The sequence below is a fragment of the Herbidospora sp. NBRC 101105 genome (genome assembly GCF_030269205.1).
Taxonomy (GTDB): Bacteria; Actinomycetota; Actinomycetes; order Streptosporangiales; family Streptosporangiaceae; genus Herbidospora; species Herbidospora solisilvae.
This window is the reverse complement of record NZ_BSSX01000001.1, coordinates 1,520,092-1,535,300: the sequence shown is the minus strand read 5'-3', so window position 1 is coordinate 1,535,300 and position 15,209 is coordinate 1,520,092. Positions and strand designations below refer to the sequence as shown.

Annotated in this window: 15 protein-coding genes; 6 read left to right on the top strand and 9 right to left on the bottom strand. The window is 72.6% G+C overall.

Annotated features, from left to right (window positions below):
- Positions 1-127 precede the first annotated feature (127 nt).
- On the top strand, positions 128-766 hold the full coding sequence (locus tag QSK34_RS06770) for a neutral zinc metallopeptidase (protein ID WP_285581095.1): 639 nt from the start codon (positions 128-130) through the stop codon (positions 764-766).
- Here the strand turns inward: QSK34_RS06770 and QSK34_RS06765 are convergent.
- From QSK34_RS06765 to QSK34_RS06735, 7 genes are all read right to left on the bottom strand, one after another.
- Positions 763-3,342 (bottom strand): M48 family metalloprotease, encoded by a 2,580-nt coding sequence (locus tag QSK34_RS06765; RefSeq protein WP_285581093.1) that lies wholly within the window; start codon positions 3,340-3,342, stop codon positions 763-765. The two genes, QSK34_RS06770 and QSK34_RS06765, sit on opposite strands and share 4 nt — an antisense overlap.
- Positions 3,339-3,788 (bottom strand): hypothetical protein, encoded by a 450-nt coding sequence (locus tag QSK34_RS06760; RefSeq protein WP_285581091.1) that lies wholly within the window; start codon positions 3,786-3,788, stop codon positions 3,339-3,341. The genes QSK34_RS06765 and QSK34_RS06760 overlap by 4 nt, the downstream gene beginning before the upstream one ends.
- A gap of 99 nt (positions 3,789-3,887) precedes the next feature.
- Complete coding sequence (locus QSK34_RS06755) at positions 3,888-4,763, bottom strand: hypothetical protein (protein WP_285581089.1); 876 nt, start codon at positions 4,761-4,763, stop codon at positions 3,888-3,890.
- Positions 4,760-5,275: an RNA polymerase sigma factor gene (locus QSK34_RS06750; RefSeq protein WP_285581087.1), complete on the bottom strand. Its 516-nt coding sequence runs from the start codon at positions 5,273-5,275 to the stop codon at positions 4,760-4,762. The genes QSK34_RS06755 and QSK34_RS06750 overlap by 4 nt, the downstream gene beginning before the upstream one ends.
- A gap of 30 nt (positions 5,276-5,305) precedes the next feature.
- Positions 5,306-5,488, bottom strand: coding sequence for an EF-hand domain-containing protein (locus QSK34_RS06745; protein ID WP_285581085.1), 183 nt, complete (start codon positions 5,486-5,488; stop codon positions 5,306-5,308).
- Between the two features lie 9 nt (positions 5,489-5,497).
- Positions 5,498-6,304, bottom strand: coding sequence for a GNAT family N-acetyltransferase (locus QSK34_RS06740; protein ID WP_285581082.1), 807 nt, complete (start codon positions 6,302-6,304; stop codon positions 5,498-5,500).
- A 152-nt stretch (positions 6,305-6,456) separates the two neighbouring features.
- Complete coding sequence (locus QSK34_RS06735) at positions 6,457-7,353, bottom strand: TetR/AcrR family transcriptional regulator C-terminal domain-containing protein (RefSeq protein WP_285581080.1); 897 nt, start codon at positions 7,351-7,353, stop codon at positions 6,457-6,459.
- A gap of 83 nt (positions 7,354-7,436) precedes the next feature.
- On the opposite strand from QSK34_RS06735, the gene QSK34_RS06730 reads away from it, so the two are divergent.
- Positions 7,437-8,279 (top strand): alpha/beta fold hydrolase, encoded by an 843-nt coding sequence (locus tag QSK34_RS06730; protein ID WP_285581078.1) that lies wholly within the window; start codon positions 7,437-7,439, stop codon positions 8,277-8,279.
- A 141-nt stretch (positions 8,280-8,420) separates the two neighbouring features.
- On the opposite strand, the gene QSK34_RS06725 is transcribed toward QSK34_RS06730, so the two are convergent.
- On the bottom strand, positions 8,421-9,206 hold the full coding sequence (locus QSK34_RS06725; RefSeq protein ID WP_285581076.1) for a hypothetical protein: 786 nt from the start codon (positions 9,204-9,206) through the stop codon (positions 8,421-8,423).
- Between the two features lie 94 nt (positions 9,207-9,300).
- Complete coding sequence (locus QSK34_RS06720; protein WP_285581074.1) at positions 9,301-10,617, bottom strand: glycosyl hydrolase; 1,317 nt, start codon at positions 10,615-10,617, stop codon at positions 9,301-9,303.
- Positions 10,618-10,722: 105 nt separating this feature from the next.
- Here QSK34_RS06720 and QSK34_RS06715 point away from each other — a divergent pair, with 105 nt between their 5' ends.
- The 4 genes from QSK34_RS06715 (at position 10,723) to QSK34_RS06700 (ending at position 15,136) form a co-directional block, all read left to right on the top strand.
- Positions 10,723-11,262: an RNA 2'-phosphotransferase gene (locus QSK34_RS06715; protein ID WP_285581072.1), complete on the top strand. Its 540-nt coding sequence runs from the start codon at positions 10,723-10,725 to the stop codon at positions 11,260-11,262.
- Between the two features lie 97 nt (positions 11,263-11,359).
- A complete protein-coding gene (locus QSK34_RS06710) occupies positions 11,360-12,214 on the top strand; it encodes an NAD-dependent epimerase/dehydratase family protein (protein WP_285581070.1) in 855 nt (284 codons plus the stop codon).
- An 82-nt stretch (positions 12,215-12,296) separates the two neighbouring features.
- Positions 12,297-13,550: an enolase C-terminal domain-like protein gene (locus QSK34_RS06705; protein WP_285581068.1), complete on the top strand. Its 1,254-nt coding sequence runs from the start codon at positions 12,297-12,299 to the stop codon at positions 13,548-13,550.
- A 44-nt stretch (positions 13,551-13,594) separates the two neighbouring features.
- Positions 13,595-15,136, top strand: coding sequence for a substrate-binding domain-containing protein (locus QSK34_RS06700; RefSeq protein WP_285581066.1), 1,542 nt, complete (start codon positions 13,595-13,597; stop codon positions 15,134-15,136).
- Positions 15,137-15,209 lie beyond the last annotated feature (73 nt).

Sequence of the window (15,209 nt, the reverse complement as noted above, 5' to 3'; positions counted from 1 at the left end):
CGCCTAACGTTTCCATAAATGTCAAATAAAGAATGGAATAAGCATATAAACATATCCCTGGAGCGACAGTTCTTCCGGAATCGGCGACGAAGATAACCTGCGAATCAGCCGAATACGGAGAATTCAAATGAGATCAAGATTACGGCTGATTCCCGCTCTCGTCCTCGTTCTCGCGTCCCTCGGTTTCGGGGCCCGTCCGGCCGCCGCCGCCGAGGACATCCAGGGCGACATCCGCACCGCGGTGTCCGTGACCAGGGCTTTCTGGGCCTCGCACTGGTATGACTATTTCCGCGTCCGCTATCTGCCGCCGCGCGTGCTCGGCGGCTACAACGGCTACAGCCCCAATCGCCCGGCCTGCGGCGGGCAGCCGCTCCGTCCCTACAACGCCGGCTACTGCGCGGCCGGGCATTACATCGCCTGGGACGTCAACCTCATGCGACTCGGTTACGAGTACGGCGACGGCTGGATCTACCACGTCATCGCCCACGAATGGGGCCACGCGGTCCAGGCCAACCTTCCGCCCGGCCTGCACTGGGGCCGGCTCGAACTCCAGGCCGACTGCTTCGCGGGCGCCGCGCTCCAGGGCGCCGCCGACGACGGCGACCTGGTCTGGGAGCGGGGCGACACGGCGGAGATCCAGAGGATCCTGCGGCTGCTCTCGGGCGACACCCCGTGGACCCGGCCGGGTGACCACGGGAGCGTGTCGCAGCGCATGTGGGCGTTCCGGCTGGGGGTGCGCGGGGGCGTGCCGGCCTGCGTTCCCTAGAGGGCGCCGTCCTCGTGCTGGACCAGCGTGCAGTAGTGGGCCAGGCGCGACGTCGTCCGGCCCACCATCTCCGCGTCGGCACGGCCGAACCACGTGTAGCCGGCCTGCGCGAAGATCCGCAGCCCGTCGTCGTCGGCGGAGGCGATGCGGTTGACCGTCCGGGCGACCGTCAGCCAGTGCCCCCGGTCCATGGCGAGCACGTCGGCGGCGCCGGCGCCGCGGTAGGCGGCGAGAACGTCGCGGCAGGCGCCCGGCCGGGGCAGGGTGCGCTCCCTGATCGGCTGCTGGAGCGCCTCGATCACCTCGGGGCTCCACCGGGCGGGCGGCTCGGGCAGGACACGGAGGTACCACGCCCACTGGGTCACCGCTCCGACGATCCCCGTGGCGGCCACCACGGCGACCACCGCGATCGCGGCGATCCGGACCGGCAGGGGCCGCCGGGCCGGGACCGCGGTCGCGGGCGGCCGGACGGCCCGGACGAGGGCGGCGACCACGGCCAGGAGCAGGCCGGGGAACAGGGCGTAGGCGAAGGTGAGGACGTAGTAGTTGCCCAGCGTGGCCGGGAACGAGGCGCCCTGGGTGTAGCAGGACAGGGCGCGCGCCAGGCCGCACTCCGCGAGGGCGACGTGGCCGAGCAGCACCAGCGCCATCGGGACCCCGGCCACCGCGAGCGCCGGGGCCGTGTGGGCGGCGGCCCACATGATCCGCCGCCGGCCGCCCGTCACCGAGCCGACGACCAGCGCGGCCACCCCGAAGAGGGCCACGGCGACGCCGATCAGGACGTACACCGAGGTCAGTTGCCGGCCCGTGCGGGCCGCCTCAAAGAGCCAGGGCTGTAAGGCGAAGCCCGCCGCGAGCATCACCAGCACCGAGGCGAAGGCGGCCGCGAGCGCGGCCAGGAACCGGGAGTGCGCGCGGGCGAGCGGCGCCGGCGGCGCGCCGTCGAGATGGAGGGCGAGCGGCCGGGCGGGCCGGCCCCGCCGCGCGCCCGCCGCGACGAGGAACCCGCCGGCCAGCACGATCGTGAACAGGTGCACGGGATGCCGCGCGGCGAACACGGCGAGGATCGCCGGCACCTGACGAGAGTCGGCGACCTCGCCGAGCAGCTGAAGCCCGTGGTGCCACAACCCCAGCCAGGGCCCGATCACCAGGGCGCCGACGGCCACCGCCGTCAGCGTGACCACCCGGAGCCGGTTCGCCATGGGCAACCACGCGGTCGCGCACGCCTTCGCCCACGACAGGAAGAGCCGGACGAGCACCAGCAGACCGGCCGCCATCAGCGCCGCCGCGAGCGGGTCACGTTCGAGCCCGGTCCAGAAGTTGCGGCTCTGGGACTGCACGAACCACTGCCCCAGGAGGAGCCCGGCCGTCATGGCCGCCGCCGACACCCACAACCGCCCGCCGCCCGCCAGACCGGCCGGGACCGCCCGCCAGACCGCCACCAGTGCGGTGCCCGACAGCAGGGCGCCGAAGAGGACACCGGGCAGGAAGGCCTTCGCGTCGGGCCCGGACTCGAAGTTGACGTACGCGAAGGAGTCGAAGACCGGCCCGAAGCACATGCCGGAGAGCAGGCCGACGGTGAGCAGTTCCCCGGCGCCCGGCCGCGACAGGCGGCCCGGGTCGGTCAGCACCGTCGTCCTGCGGCCCGGCCCCGGATGGTTGCCCAGCCTGCGGTGCCGGCTCAGTGGCCGGGCCCGCTCGACGGCCGCCTTCACGCCCTCCATCCGGGCGGGGGTGTCCCCCGCCCGCACGTCGGCGTGGTGCTCACGGGATCGCAGCACGGCGGTGCGCGACGACCACAACAGGAGCAGGATCACCGCGAGGAAGAGGGCCATCGCGGCCAGCCCCGCCGGGTTCCACACGGCCGTCGCGACCATGATCGGCAGCGCCCCGGTGAGCAGGAAGGCCCACCAGACGGCCACGGTGACGTGGGCGATGCCGACGTCGCGGTTGCGGATGTGCGCGAGCTCGTGCCGCAGCAGCGCCTCGGCGACCCGCGGCTCCTCCTTGTACGCCAGCACCGTGCCCATGCTCAGCACGACGGTGTGCCTGCCGGGCAGCCCGAACGTGCGCCCCGACAGGTCGGAGCGGGCCGGGTCGACGAGCAGCCGGACCGTCCGGCGCGGCGTCTCCTCGGCGAGGATCTGCGCGAACCGGGCCATGACCGCGTCGTGATGAGGCCCCGCGCCCGCCTCCGCCAGCGCCATGGGCCGGTGGCGGACGGCGAACACCGGGTGCAGCAGGTAGAGGACGACCGTGCCGACCAGGGGCGCGGCGAGCATCGCCACGGGGATCAGCGAGTCGATCATGGTGACGCGGACGGCGCAGGCGGCGTACCGGTCGGCCACGGCGGCCGCCTCCTCCAGCCGGCCGGAGCGCAGGGCCGCCAGGCAGTGCCCGGCGCGCACCTGCTCGGGCGTGTTCGCCACCGTCCACCACAGGGTGCGCAGGTAGAGGTCGACGAACAGCGCCCCGGCGACGGTCGCGAGGATGAGGACGAGGAACCGCGACGTCGTGGACGAGGGCAGCAGGAAGGGGTTGAGCCGTGGCGCGTCCCGGGTCTCCGGGCCGGTCACCGCTCCCCCGACAGGTGCCCGAAGAGCGCCTGCCGGAGCCGCAGCGCGACCGTCTCCTCGACGCCGATCGAGACCGCGATCCGCTCGACCGCCTGCGTGACCTCCTTGACCTGCTCGGGGGTCAGGTCGAGCACGGTCTCGGGAGGGGCGATCTCGGGCGCCCTCTTCCGGCGCAGGAACCCCCACACCCGCTTGGACGTGCCCTTGGTCGCCGTCTCGACGAAGGTGGTCAGCGTGTTGGTCGCGGCGGCGCTGAGAGCTCCGAGCACGATCGGGGTGAGCAGGGCGACCGCCTCGGCCAGCCCGAAGGCGAGCGGCTCGTCGCGACCGGGCCCGAAGGCGCGTGCGGGGTCACGCCGCACGGCCTGCGCGATGGCGGGGAAGTACTCCGCCTCTTCGGGCGACACCTCGGCGACGATCGCGGCCGCCACTTCGTCAAGTCGCATGATTTCCCTCGGGGTCGAACGGCGACGTGACCGGAGTTTAAATGCCGTTTTCCCGAAAGAAAATGAATTCCATAAATGTCAAACGCTATGTGGAATCGATTAGCCTTCCAGGTCGGGAGGGGGCGCGGACCCGTTGTAGAAGGGGTTCTCACCGAGCCGCCGCTCCGTCACCAGCAGCCGCACCACCCCTTCACGGACCTGCCACGCGTTCCAGACGGTCCAGCGGTCGCCGGGGGTGACGTCGGCGAACGACAACCCTCCGTCGGCCGCGATCTCGATTCTCTGGTACGTCACCCGCAGGCCCCGCCGCTCCGCCTCGGCCCTGACGTCCTTCACGGGCGCGCCGTGCCGCAGTCTGACCCCGTGGAGCGGCCCGCCGGGCGCGAGGGCCCTGTCGAAGTCGGCGTAGTCCTCTCCCGGCCGGGCGGGCCGGCCGAGGCGGATGTGGACGGACCCGGGGAAACCCTCGGGCACCCGGACGATCAGGGAGCAGCCCGGCCGCGCGGGTTCGCAGCCCTTCGGCTCCGGATCGGCGCTCAGCACGACCCCGTCGTAGGCGAACTCGCCGCCGATCTCGCCGGGACGGTCGAAGGTCCCTCCGATCATCATGCCGAGCGACCTGCCCGCCGACAGCGGCGAGACCGGCAGCGGCCGGATCCGCACGTCGAGCCCGACCGCCCGGAACGCCTCGGTGAACCGCTCGTGGTCGGCGAAGGGGTCGAGGATCCGGGCGACGTACTGCCGCCCCTCCAGGTGGATCTCGACGGCCGCGTTGGCGTAGGAGGTCACGATCTGCGGCGGCGTCAGCGTCACGACGAGCCCGGCGGCGACGGCCACCAGCGCGGGACGCAGGAGGCGGCGCCGCCGGACCGGCGCGGGCTCGCTCATCACGTGGGCCAGCAGCGCGCGGGCGCCCGGCGCGTCCGGGTCGCCGCCCCGGGCGGACGGGTCGAGGGTCGTCAGCAGATCGGTCATCGGATCTCTCCCAGGGGTGCCAGGGCGAACGAGGTGGGCACGCCGTTGGCGGCCAGCGCCTTCGCGAACCGGCGGCGGGCGCGGTGGAGGCGGACGCGGACGTTGTTGCGGGTGATGCCGAGCGTCACGGCGATCTCGTCGTGGCCGAGCCCTTCCCAGGCGACCAGGGCGAGCAGTTCGCGGTCGCCGTCGGGCAGCGCGCGGAAGGTCTGCCCGATCACGCTCATGTCGACACCGGGCGTCTCGGCGTACAGGTCGGCCATCTCGGCGTCGAGCAGCGCGTCGCGGCGGCCGCTCCTGCGATGCTCGGACAGGACGCGGCGGGCGACGGCGTAGAGCCAGAGGATCGCCTCGTCGCCGCGTGGGATCTTCTCGCGTCTGCGCCAGGCCACGGCATAGGTGTCCGCGACGACGTCGGCGGCGTCCTGCGGCGACGCGCAACGGCGCACCGCGTAACGGGTGAGCCGTTCGTAGGTGTCGCGGAAGACGGCCTCGAAGGTTTCGGGGGTCACGTCCCCCTTATGACGTTCCGGGCCCGGGCATTACCCGAGGAGGCGGGAGAATTCCTCGAAGGAGTAGCGGCCGTCGCCGTCGGCGTCGAGACCGGTCGCGTAGGCCCCCAGGGCCTCGGCGGGAAGCTGGGGGAAGTGGGCGACGATCTCGCCCTCGGTGACGAATCCGTCGCCGTCGGCGTCGATGGCGTCGAACGTAGCCTTCAGGTCCACCTGGTCTCCTTATCCTCGGGCCACACCATAGTGCACGGTCCGGGCGACTTGGGCGAACCCTATTGAACGGTACAGACGCGCCGGAATCGGCCACGCGTCGTCACCCCGGGGGCTGACCGTGGCTATCTCGGCGCCCAGGTCCCTCGCGGCGTGGAGGGCCGCCAGGCAGACGTCTCTGGCCAGCCCCTTCCCCCGGTGGTCGGGGACGGTGCCGACGGGCTCGATCAGCACGGCCTTGCGGGCGTCGTCGAGCCAGGCCAGGCAGTAGGCGGCCGTCTCGCCGTCCACGTCGGCGACGACGTCGAGCTCTCCGCGGTACGGCGGGGTCCGCTGGACGTTCCGGTAGCTCTCCTCGGTGACGCGGGAGGGGTAGAAGGCCTCCCGGTGGGCCCTCACCCGGCCCGCGACGTCGGTGACGGGATGGCAGGCGGCTCGCGGCGCGGGCAGGTCTTCCAGGTCGCGTACCAGATGCAGGAAGAACGGCCCCTCCACCGGGACGAACCCGCGCGCCTCGACGGCGCGCACCAGGTGCGGCTCGGCGCTGGAGACCACGACGCTCTCGGGCTCGGTGATCTCCCCGAACCAGTCGAGGACCGCACCGGCCCAGTGCTCGTCGACGGCCTGGAGGTTGAGGTGGCCGGGCAACTCGGCCCATCCCCACGCGACGACCCGGCCGTTCGAGCGCCAGACCTTCGTGGGCCACTCGTGCTCACGGCCGGTGTGCTGGCGCAGCCCCCAGGCGAGGTCGCCGACGTGCCACCGGGCACCGGGGAACCACAGGCGGGAGGTGAGGTCCTGCATGGCGTCGATGCTCATCGCCCGATCCTGCCGCAAAGAGATCACCGCACGCTCGGCACCCCGGGGATGCGGATCACTCGGGTCGAGGAGGGCGGGGCCGGCGTGCCCTCGCGCGCTCACCCGCCGCACCGCCTCGGCCGAGGCCGATCCCGGGACCGTGAAGATCTGCCCTAGAGGGCTCGGCGGCGGGCGGCGAGGCCGTCGAGGAGGCGTTGGAGGCCGTACTCGAAGACGGTGTCGAGGTCGAAGTCGAACTCCTCGCTGACGACATGACCGAGCCCGGGATGGTCCGGCGAGGCGGCCCAGCGGCGCAGGCCGCGGCCCTGGTGGCGCATCCAGTCGTCGGCGGTCATGCCGGTGTCCTCCTCCGCGCGGGTCTCGGCCAGGCGGACCAGGGCCATGCCGCGGACGTGGCCGAACAGGTTGATGTGAGCGCAGAGCATGTCGTGGGCGTCGAAGCCCATCGCCCTCAGCGTGGTGAGCGACCATTCGGCGAGGGGCAACACGTTCGGCATCACCTGGGGGCGGCTGAGCGAGAACACCTCGGCGGCCCAGGGGTGGCGGGCGAAGGCCGTCCAGAACAGGCGGGCCACGGCCTCCAGGCGGCGGCGCCACTCCGCCGGCGGGATGTCGGGGAGCAGGGCTCCGGCGAAGACGTGGTCGGCCATGCGGAGCGTGAGGTCGTTGCGGTTCGGCACGTGGCGGTAGAGGCCCATCGTCGACACGCCCAGCGACACGGCCACCCTGCGCATCGTGACCAGCGGCAGCCCTTCGGCGTCGGCGATCTCGATCGCGGCCTCGACGATCTCGGTGACCGACAGTCTCGGCCGCCGGCTCGTGGCGGGGGTTCCACGCCGGCGCACGATGGTGCCACTGCCGGGGACCGTCTCGACCAGGCCCTCGGCCCTCAGCGCGCCGATCACCTTGGTGGCGGTGGCCATCGCGACGCCCCAGTCGCGGACGATCGCCCTGGTCGACGGCGCGGGCCCGCCCTCGGCGAGGCGGCCCCCGCGGATGTCGGCGGCGATGGCGTCGGCGATCTGCAGATAGCGGGGCCGGTCGGACACGGGCACCTCCAGCGCACTAGTGCGGTCCTCGCACTGTACTACTCGCTCTATTGCGTTATCCGGCTTCTGCGTACGTTGTAAGCATGACACAACTTGCCACGTCGGCGGATGGCACGCCGATCGAGTACACCACCGTGGGACAGGGGTCCCACGTCATCGTCGTCCCCGGGGCGCTCGCCCTGGCGGCCGACTTCTCCGGGCTCGCCGGGCTGCTGGCCGAACGGCACACCGTCCACGTCGTGCAGCGGCGCGGCCGCGGCCTCAGCGGGCCGCAGGGCGCGCACTACGCGATCGAGCGGGAATGCGAGGACATCGAAGCAGTCCGGGCCGCCACCGGGGCCCGGCTGATCTTCGGGCACAGCTTCGGCGGGCTGGTGGCACTGCGGGCGGCGTGCGGGAACCCGGAGTTCGACGCGGTGGCCGTCTACGAGCCCGGGGCGTCGGTCGGCGGGTCGATCCCGGCCGGCTGGATCGGCCGCGCCCGCCGTGAGATCGCCGTAGGCCGGAACCTGGAGGCGTTCCTGACCTTCGTCGGCGGGACCGGCCCCTCACTGGTCAGACGGCTGCCCCGGTGGTACCTGAAAGCCGTGCTGCGGATGGCGATCCCCCGCGCCGAGATGCGGCAGAAGCTCGCCCTCATGCCCCAGGCGGTGGCCGAACACGCGGAGGTGGGCCGCCTCGACCCTCACGTGGCCGACTACGCCGCCGTCGGAGCGGCCACCCTGATCATGCGCGGCAAGGGACGCCCCGGCGACCCGCAGGACCTCGCCCACACCCGCCTGGCCGAGACGATCCCCGACGCCCGGAGGGCGGCCTTCCCCTCCCTCGACCACTTCGCCCCGGAGAAGAAGCCCGGCGCACTCGCCGACACGATCCTGACGTTCTTCGCCACGCACGCGCAGCAGGACGCCCAGATCGAACGGTGACCCGGGAGAACGCCGCGGAAGCCGTGGCCCGGGGATGGCCACGGCCATCAGTACCACGCGGAACCGGGCGTTCCCGGTCGAGGCGCCGGCGTACACGAGGGCCGGGGCTGATCGGAGCATCGTCGGATTACGGCGGATGTGTCAGTTCGGGCCGACCTTACGGACTCCGGGCAATGTGATCAGGCGGTGGAGGAGCTCCGTCAGGCCTGTCGTGTCGTCCAGGTCCACCCAGAACTTGGTGCCGAAATAGACGTCGGTGGGCAGTTTCCACCGTGGGCCGAGGCGGCGCAGATAGGTGTGGTAGTTCCACCGGGCATGCGCCGGGGTCTCCTCGTAGACGATCGGATCGCCGGGCAGGGCCCGCAGGTGGTCGGCGACCGCCGCCAGCTCCGCGCCCGTGGCGGCGCCCCGCCCCGCGCAGCTGAGATCCTTCTCGGTCGCGGGTCCGCACATCTGGACGCGGACATCCGCGCGCCCGCTCCAGTACATGACCGGCCAGACGTAGACGTAGGTGACCGCGGGGATCCTCTCGAAGTCCTCGATCAGGACCTCGGGGACGGCCTCGGCCACCGCCTCGGCCTCGATGGAGTACGGGAGGTCCTTCGCGGAGAGGAGGGATGACCAGTCGGTCTTGTCGGGGGCGTTCGACCATTCGGCCGTGTGCTCGAAGCCTTCGGCTCCTTCCTCCGGATCGACGAGACGTGCCTCGGTGATCCTCGGATCGGAGGCGACCGCCACGGTCGCGGCGTCGATCTGCGACGGCGTCGCCGCGCCCTCCGGGCAGCGTTCCTCGACGCCGAGACCGGTGCCGCCGCAGAGGTAGACCGACACGGTCCACCTGTGCGGCCAGGGGTCCTTCGCCGCCGCTCCCCCGCTCGCCGACGCGCCGGCGAGGACCAGGGCCACGGAGATCAGCAAGCGGAGCATCGTCGGATTATGCCGGAAAAACAGGGCCATCCCGGGACCCGGGCGGAATGCCGGGGGTGCGGGTCCCGGGATGGCGGTCCTGCCGGATCGGTGACTAGCGGGGCAGCGCCTGGAAGGCGCGGCCGACCGCGGTCGGGGTGCCGTTGTCGCGGAACAGGCCGCTGTTGACGCCGCTGGCGCCCGCGCCGATGCCGAACCAGGCGTAGCGCTCGACGAACGGGAGGGACTGGAGCATCTTGGCCGACTCGGTCACGAACGCCGCCTGCTGGGCCTCGGTCGGGTAGCGGACGCCGTTGCTGAAGTCGATCAGGGCGAACTCGGTCAGCCAGATGGGCTTCTTGTAGCGGTCGTACACGGCCTGGAGGTAGCCCTTGAGCTGCTGGACGGCGCGCTCGGTGACGAAGTCGCCGCCGTACCAGTGCAGCGGGATGAAGTCGACGCGGTAGCCGCGCTGCTTCGCGCCGGTCATGAAGCGGTCGAGCCAGCCGCCCGCGCGGTCGCCGCCCCACGCCACGGCGGGGGCGCCGAGGATCTTGCCGGCGTCCTGGAGCCTCGGCCACAGTTCGAGGGCCTTCTCGACCGTCATGTTGGCCTGGTCGGCGAAGTCGGGCTCGTTGAAGCCGAGCAGGTAGGGGCCGGCCGCCTTGGCCTTGGCCAGGTTGGCGTTGGTGACGCTGTTGGCGCCCCAGATCATCGGGACGAACTGGCTGTCGGCCGGGGTGGTGATGTTGGGGTGGTCGACGGCCCAGGTGTAGTACCAGCTCGCCTGCGCGTTGGCGACGGCGGCGTTGACGCCGGGGATCTGCCAGACCGCGACGCCCTTCTTGCCCTTGGCGGTCGCCGGGGGCGTGCTCGGGCTCGACGAGGGGGTCGGCTTCGGGGTCGTCGTGGGCGTGGTGGTCGGGGTCGTGCCCGGGGTGCCGTCGCCGAAGACCTGGAACTCCCAGAGGGAGACGCCGTACTGGCTGGACCGCTTGGTGGCGTGGAGGCGCACGTAGCGGGCGCTGGCCGACGCGTTGATCGTCTGCACGCCGCCCTTGCCGGCGGTGGTGGTGTGGATGGTGCGCCACGTCGCGGCGTCGTTCGAGGTCTGGATCTGGAAGGCGGTCGCGTAGGCGCGCTCCCAGTTGAGCACGATCCGGCTGATCGGCGTGACCTTGCCCAGGTCGAGGCGGATCCACTGCGGGTCGGCGAACTTGCTGGACCAGCGGGTGCTCGTCTTGCCGTCGAAGGCCGCGGCCGCCGACAGGTCGCCCCGCTCGACCGACGAGGCCACCGCGGGACGACCCTGCGAGACCAGCGTGTCGGCGGCCTCGGCGGGCCCGACACCGGTGATCAGGGACGCGCTCAGGGCGGCCACGAGGGCGCCCCCGAGCGCGGCGCGCCGGCGGGGAACTGTCGTCAGAGTCATGGTTGTCCTTCGTAGGGGATGTCTGAACCGGAGACCCCGCGACGACCTGCGGATAACAGAAATCGAGAAGACGGCGGCAGGTTTTTCCGGCCACACTCGACGACCATGGACGAACGGCGCATGGTGCGCATCTCGAAATACCTGGCCAAGCACCTGCGGCACCAGCCCGAACGCATCGGCCTGGTCCTCGACGAGCAGGGCTGGACCCCCGTCGACGACCTGATCGCGGCCGCCGCCGCGCACGGCTTCCCCTTCGACCGGGCCGAACTCGACCACGTGGTCGAGGCCAACGACAAGAAGCGGTACGTCATCGAGGGCGGCCGCATCAGGGCCAGCCAGGGCCACTCGATCGAGGTCGACCTCGACCTGCCCGTGGTCGAGCCGCCCGAGGTGCTCTACCACGGGACCGCCCCGGCGGCGCTGGCCGCGATCAGGGCCGAGGGGCTGGTGCGCATGGCCCGGCACCACGTGCACCTGTCTCCCGACGTGGCCACGGCCGAGCGGGTGGGGGCGCGGCGGGGGCGTCCGGTCGTGCTGACCGTGGAGGCAGGGCGCATGCACGCCGAGGGCCACGAGTTCCGGGTGAGCGCCAACGGCGTGTGGCTGACCGATCGGGTGCCGCCAGCCTTCATCGGCTTCCCCTAGATATACCGGCTATAAGATCGCCTGGCAAAGCACGTTGACAAACCCTCCTGCCCCGAGTTTTGCTCATAAGCAAAACGTTTTGCGAGAGGGTGATCGAATGGCCGACACACCCCGCCGGGTGCTGGTCACGGGGGCCGCGGGCAGGCTGGGCAGGGCCACGCTCGCGCTGCTGGCGGAGCTGGGGGTCGAGGCGACCGCGCTCGATCGGGAACCGACCGACGCCGACCGGGCCGTGGTGGGCGACGCGGGCGATCCGGCCACGGTCCGGCGGGCGCTGGCCGGGGTCGAGGCGGTGCTGCACTTCGCGGCCATCCCCGCGCCCACGCTCGGCACGCCCGCCGAGGTCTACTGCGGCAACACCCGGGCGACGTTCGTCGTGCTGGAGGAGGCCGGGCAACTGGGGGTGCCGCGGGTGGCGCTGGCCAGCAGCCTGTCGGTGACCGGGATGCCGTGGGCGGCCAAGCCGCTGCATCCCGCCTACCTGCCGATCGACGAGCGGCTCCCGCTCCAGAACGAGGACCCCTACGGCCTGTCCAAAGAGGCCGACGAGGCGACCGGCGCGATGATGGCCCGGCGGTTCGGGATGGCCGTGGTGGCGCTGCGCTACCCGCTGCTCGGCGGCCCCGGCGACAAGTTCGACGACACGGCCGCCCGCTACGCCGACGACCCCGGCTCGGGGGCCGCCGAACTGTGGACCTACCTCGACGACCGCGACGCCGCCCGAGCCGCCTGGCTGGCCGTCACGGCCCCCCTCACCGGCTACCACGCCGTCTTCGTGACTGCCCCCGACACCCTCGCCCCCCAGCCGACCGAGGAGCTGCTCGACCGCTTCCATCCCGACGTGGAACGCCGGAGGAGATTCGAGGGCCGCGAGGCGCCGATCGACCTGACGGCGGCCGAGAGCCTGCTCGGCTTCCGTGCCCGGCACCTCTTCGCGGCAGCGGCTCGATGATCCACCCCGTCCGGACACCACTGCCCGCGCGCCGTCGCACCGCATACCTACTCCCGATGGCGGACCGCTCAGGAGGGGACACGTGATTCCCGAGACCCAGGCCCCCTGGCCGCCGCGCGACAACCTGAGGATCACCCGGGTCCGGTCGATCGTGACCGCGCCCGGAGGGCCGCCTCTGGTGGTGGTCCGCGTCGACACCTCCGATCCGGGCCTGTACGGCCTGGGCTGCGCCACCTTCACCCAGCGTTTCCACGCCGTGGCCGCCGCCGTCGACGAGCACGTCGGGCCGATGCTCGTCGGCCGACATCCGGCCGACATCGAGGACATCGTGCGGATGGTGCACTACTCGTCGTACTGGCGGGGCGGGCCGGTGCTCAACAGCGCGTTGTCCGGGGTCGACCAGGCCCTGTGGGACATCATGGGCAAACGCGCCGGCATGCCCGTCTACGAACTCCTCGGCGGCCGCGTCAGAGCCGCCGCCGACACCTACCTCCACGCCGAGGGCGCCACGATCGAGGCCACCCTCGACCACGCCCGCCGGCTCCTCGACGCGGGCTACCGCAACGTCCGGCTGCAGACCGGCGCGCCGGGCCTCGGCCACTACGGCGCGCCGGGCTCCGCGGGCGGCTACCCGGACGCGCCCTACCCCGACGGCTGGGACGTGCAGCGCTACCTGCGCGACACCCCGAAGCTCTTCGAACGGGCCCGGGAGGAGCTGGGCGAGGAGCCGGGGCTGCTGCACGACGTCCATTCGCGGCTCACGGTGAAGCAGGCGGTCGGGCTGGCGCGGGCGCTGGAGCCGTACCGGCTGTTCTTCCTGGAGGATCCGATCGCGCCCGAGTACTACGACCGCCTCCCCGAGGTCAGGGCGGCGGCGCCGATGCCGATCGCGGCCGGGGAGCAGCTCGGTTCGGTCGCCGACGCGGCCCGGCTGGTCAGGAACGGCGGGGTCGACCTGCTGCGGCTGCACGTCTCGGCCGTCGGCGGGCTGACCCCGGTCAGGAAACTGGTCGCGCTCTGCGAGCTGAACGGGGTCGGCACCGCCTGGCACTCCCCCGCCGACGTCTCCCCCGTGGGCTCGGCGGCCAACATCGCCCTCGACGTCACCACCCACGCCTTCCAGATCCAGGAGGGCCACGTCTACCCCGACCCGGTCGTCGAGGTCTTCCCGGGCACGATCAACCCGGTCGGCGGCTACCTGTTCCCGCACGACGCCCCGGGCTGGGGCGTCGACCTCGACGAGGCCGCCGCCGCCAGGTTCCCGCCCGAGACCCACCTCCACGAACGATGGGCGGGCCGGGTCCGCCGCCCGGACGGAGGGATCGAGCCTCCGTAGAAGTTACAGCCGGTGCAAGGTGCGTGTGGATATACGATCCCTCCATGGATCGGCGGGAGCGGAAGAAGGCCGAGACGCGCCGGGCGATCACCGGGGCCGCGCTGCGGCTGTTCGCCGAACGCGGGTTCGCCGCCGTCACGGTCGCCGACGTCGCCACCGAGGCCGACGTCGCGGTCAAGACGGTGTTCAACTACTTCCCGGCGAAGGAGCAGCTCTTCTTCGACGCCGATCCGCCGCTGCTGCCGCGCGGGCCGCTGCCCGAGGAGCCGGTGCCGCAGGTCGTGGCCGGGTGGGTGGCCGCGACCGGGGTCATCGACCGGGAGCGGGCGCGGGTCTACCGCGACAACGCCGACCTGCGGTCCCACGCCCGGGAGGCGTTCGCGGCGCGGGAGGAGGAGCTCGGCGCCGGGGTGACCGGCGCGCTGATCGCGGCGGCGGCCCGGCGGGTGTGGGAGTCGGCGATCCTGCGGGTCGCCGACGGCGTGCCCGCGCCCACCGCCGCCGAGGAGGCCCGCGACCGGCTGAAGGAGGCGCTGGCCTCGTTCGCCGCGCCGCCGGTCCGCCGCGCGCCCGCCCCCCGCGCCGACGCGCGGCGGCCCAGCATCCTGCTGGTGGCGCAGGCCGCCGGGGTCAGCGCGACCACGGTGTCCCACACCCTCAACGGGCGGCGGCCGGTCGCGGCGGAGACGCGGCGGCGGGTGCTGGAGGCGATCGACCGGCTCGGCTACCGGCCCAACGTGCTGGCCAGAGGGCTGCGCACCAACCGCAGCCAGACGATCGGGCTGGTCATCCCCGACATCACCAACCCGTTCTATCCGGCGCTGGCCCGGGGGCTGCAGGACGTGCTGCGCCCGGCCGGCTACGACGAGATCATCAGCAACACCGACGGCGACCGCGACATGGAACGTGCCGCGATCGAGCAGATGATCGCCCGGCAGGTCGACGGACTGGCCTTCGCCGTCTTCCACACCCACGCCGAAGACCTGCTGCCGGTGATCGAGGCGGGGCTGCCGGTGGTCCGGCTGGGCGGCGTGCAAGTGCAGGAGGGCGTCGACCTGGTGCACAGCGACGACGAGGGCGGCGCCGCCGAGGCGACCCGTTACCTCCTCGAAGCGGGCTACCGGCGCATCGGCTTCGTCTGCGGGCCGCGCGCCGAGGGGCCCGCCGCCGAACGCGTCTCCGGCTACCGGCTGGCCCTCGCCTCGGCCGGGATCGAGGCCGATCCCCGGCTGGTCGTGCACACCAGCTTCAGCCGCTCGGGCGGCGCGGGCGGCACGTCGTGGCTGCTCGGCCTCGCGGAGCCGCCCGACGCGGTGTTGTGCGCCAACGACATCATGGCCCTGGGCGCCCTCGACGCGGCGGCGGCCCGTGGCCTGCGCATCCCCGCCGACCTGGCGGTGATGGGCTTCGACGACATCGAGGCCGCCAGCCTGGTCTCGCCCCGGCTGACCACGATGGCCAACCCGGCGCGCGAGATCGGCCGCGCCTGCGGCGAACGCCTGCTCGCCCGCCTGTCGGGCACGGTCGCCGAGAGCTCGACCGAGACGATCATCCCGGCCCGGCTGGTCCGCCGCGAATCGGCCTGACCCTTGACACAGGGTGTCCCGCGTGTAAATTCCAGGGACAGTCTTAACGATTTGCGTCCCACCCCCAGGGGGC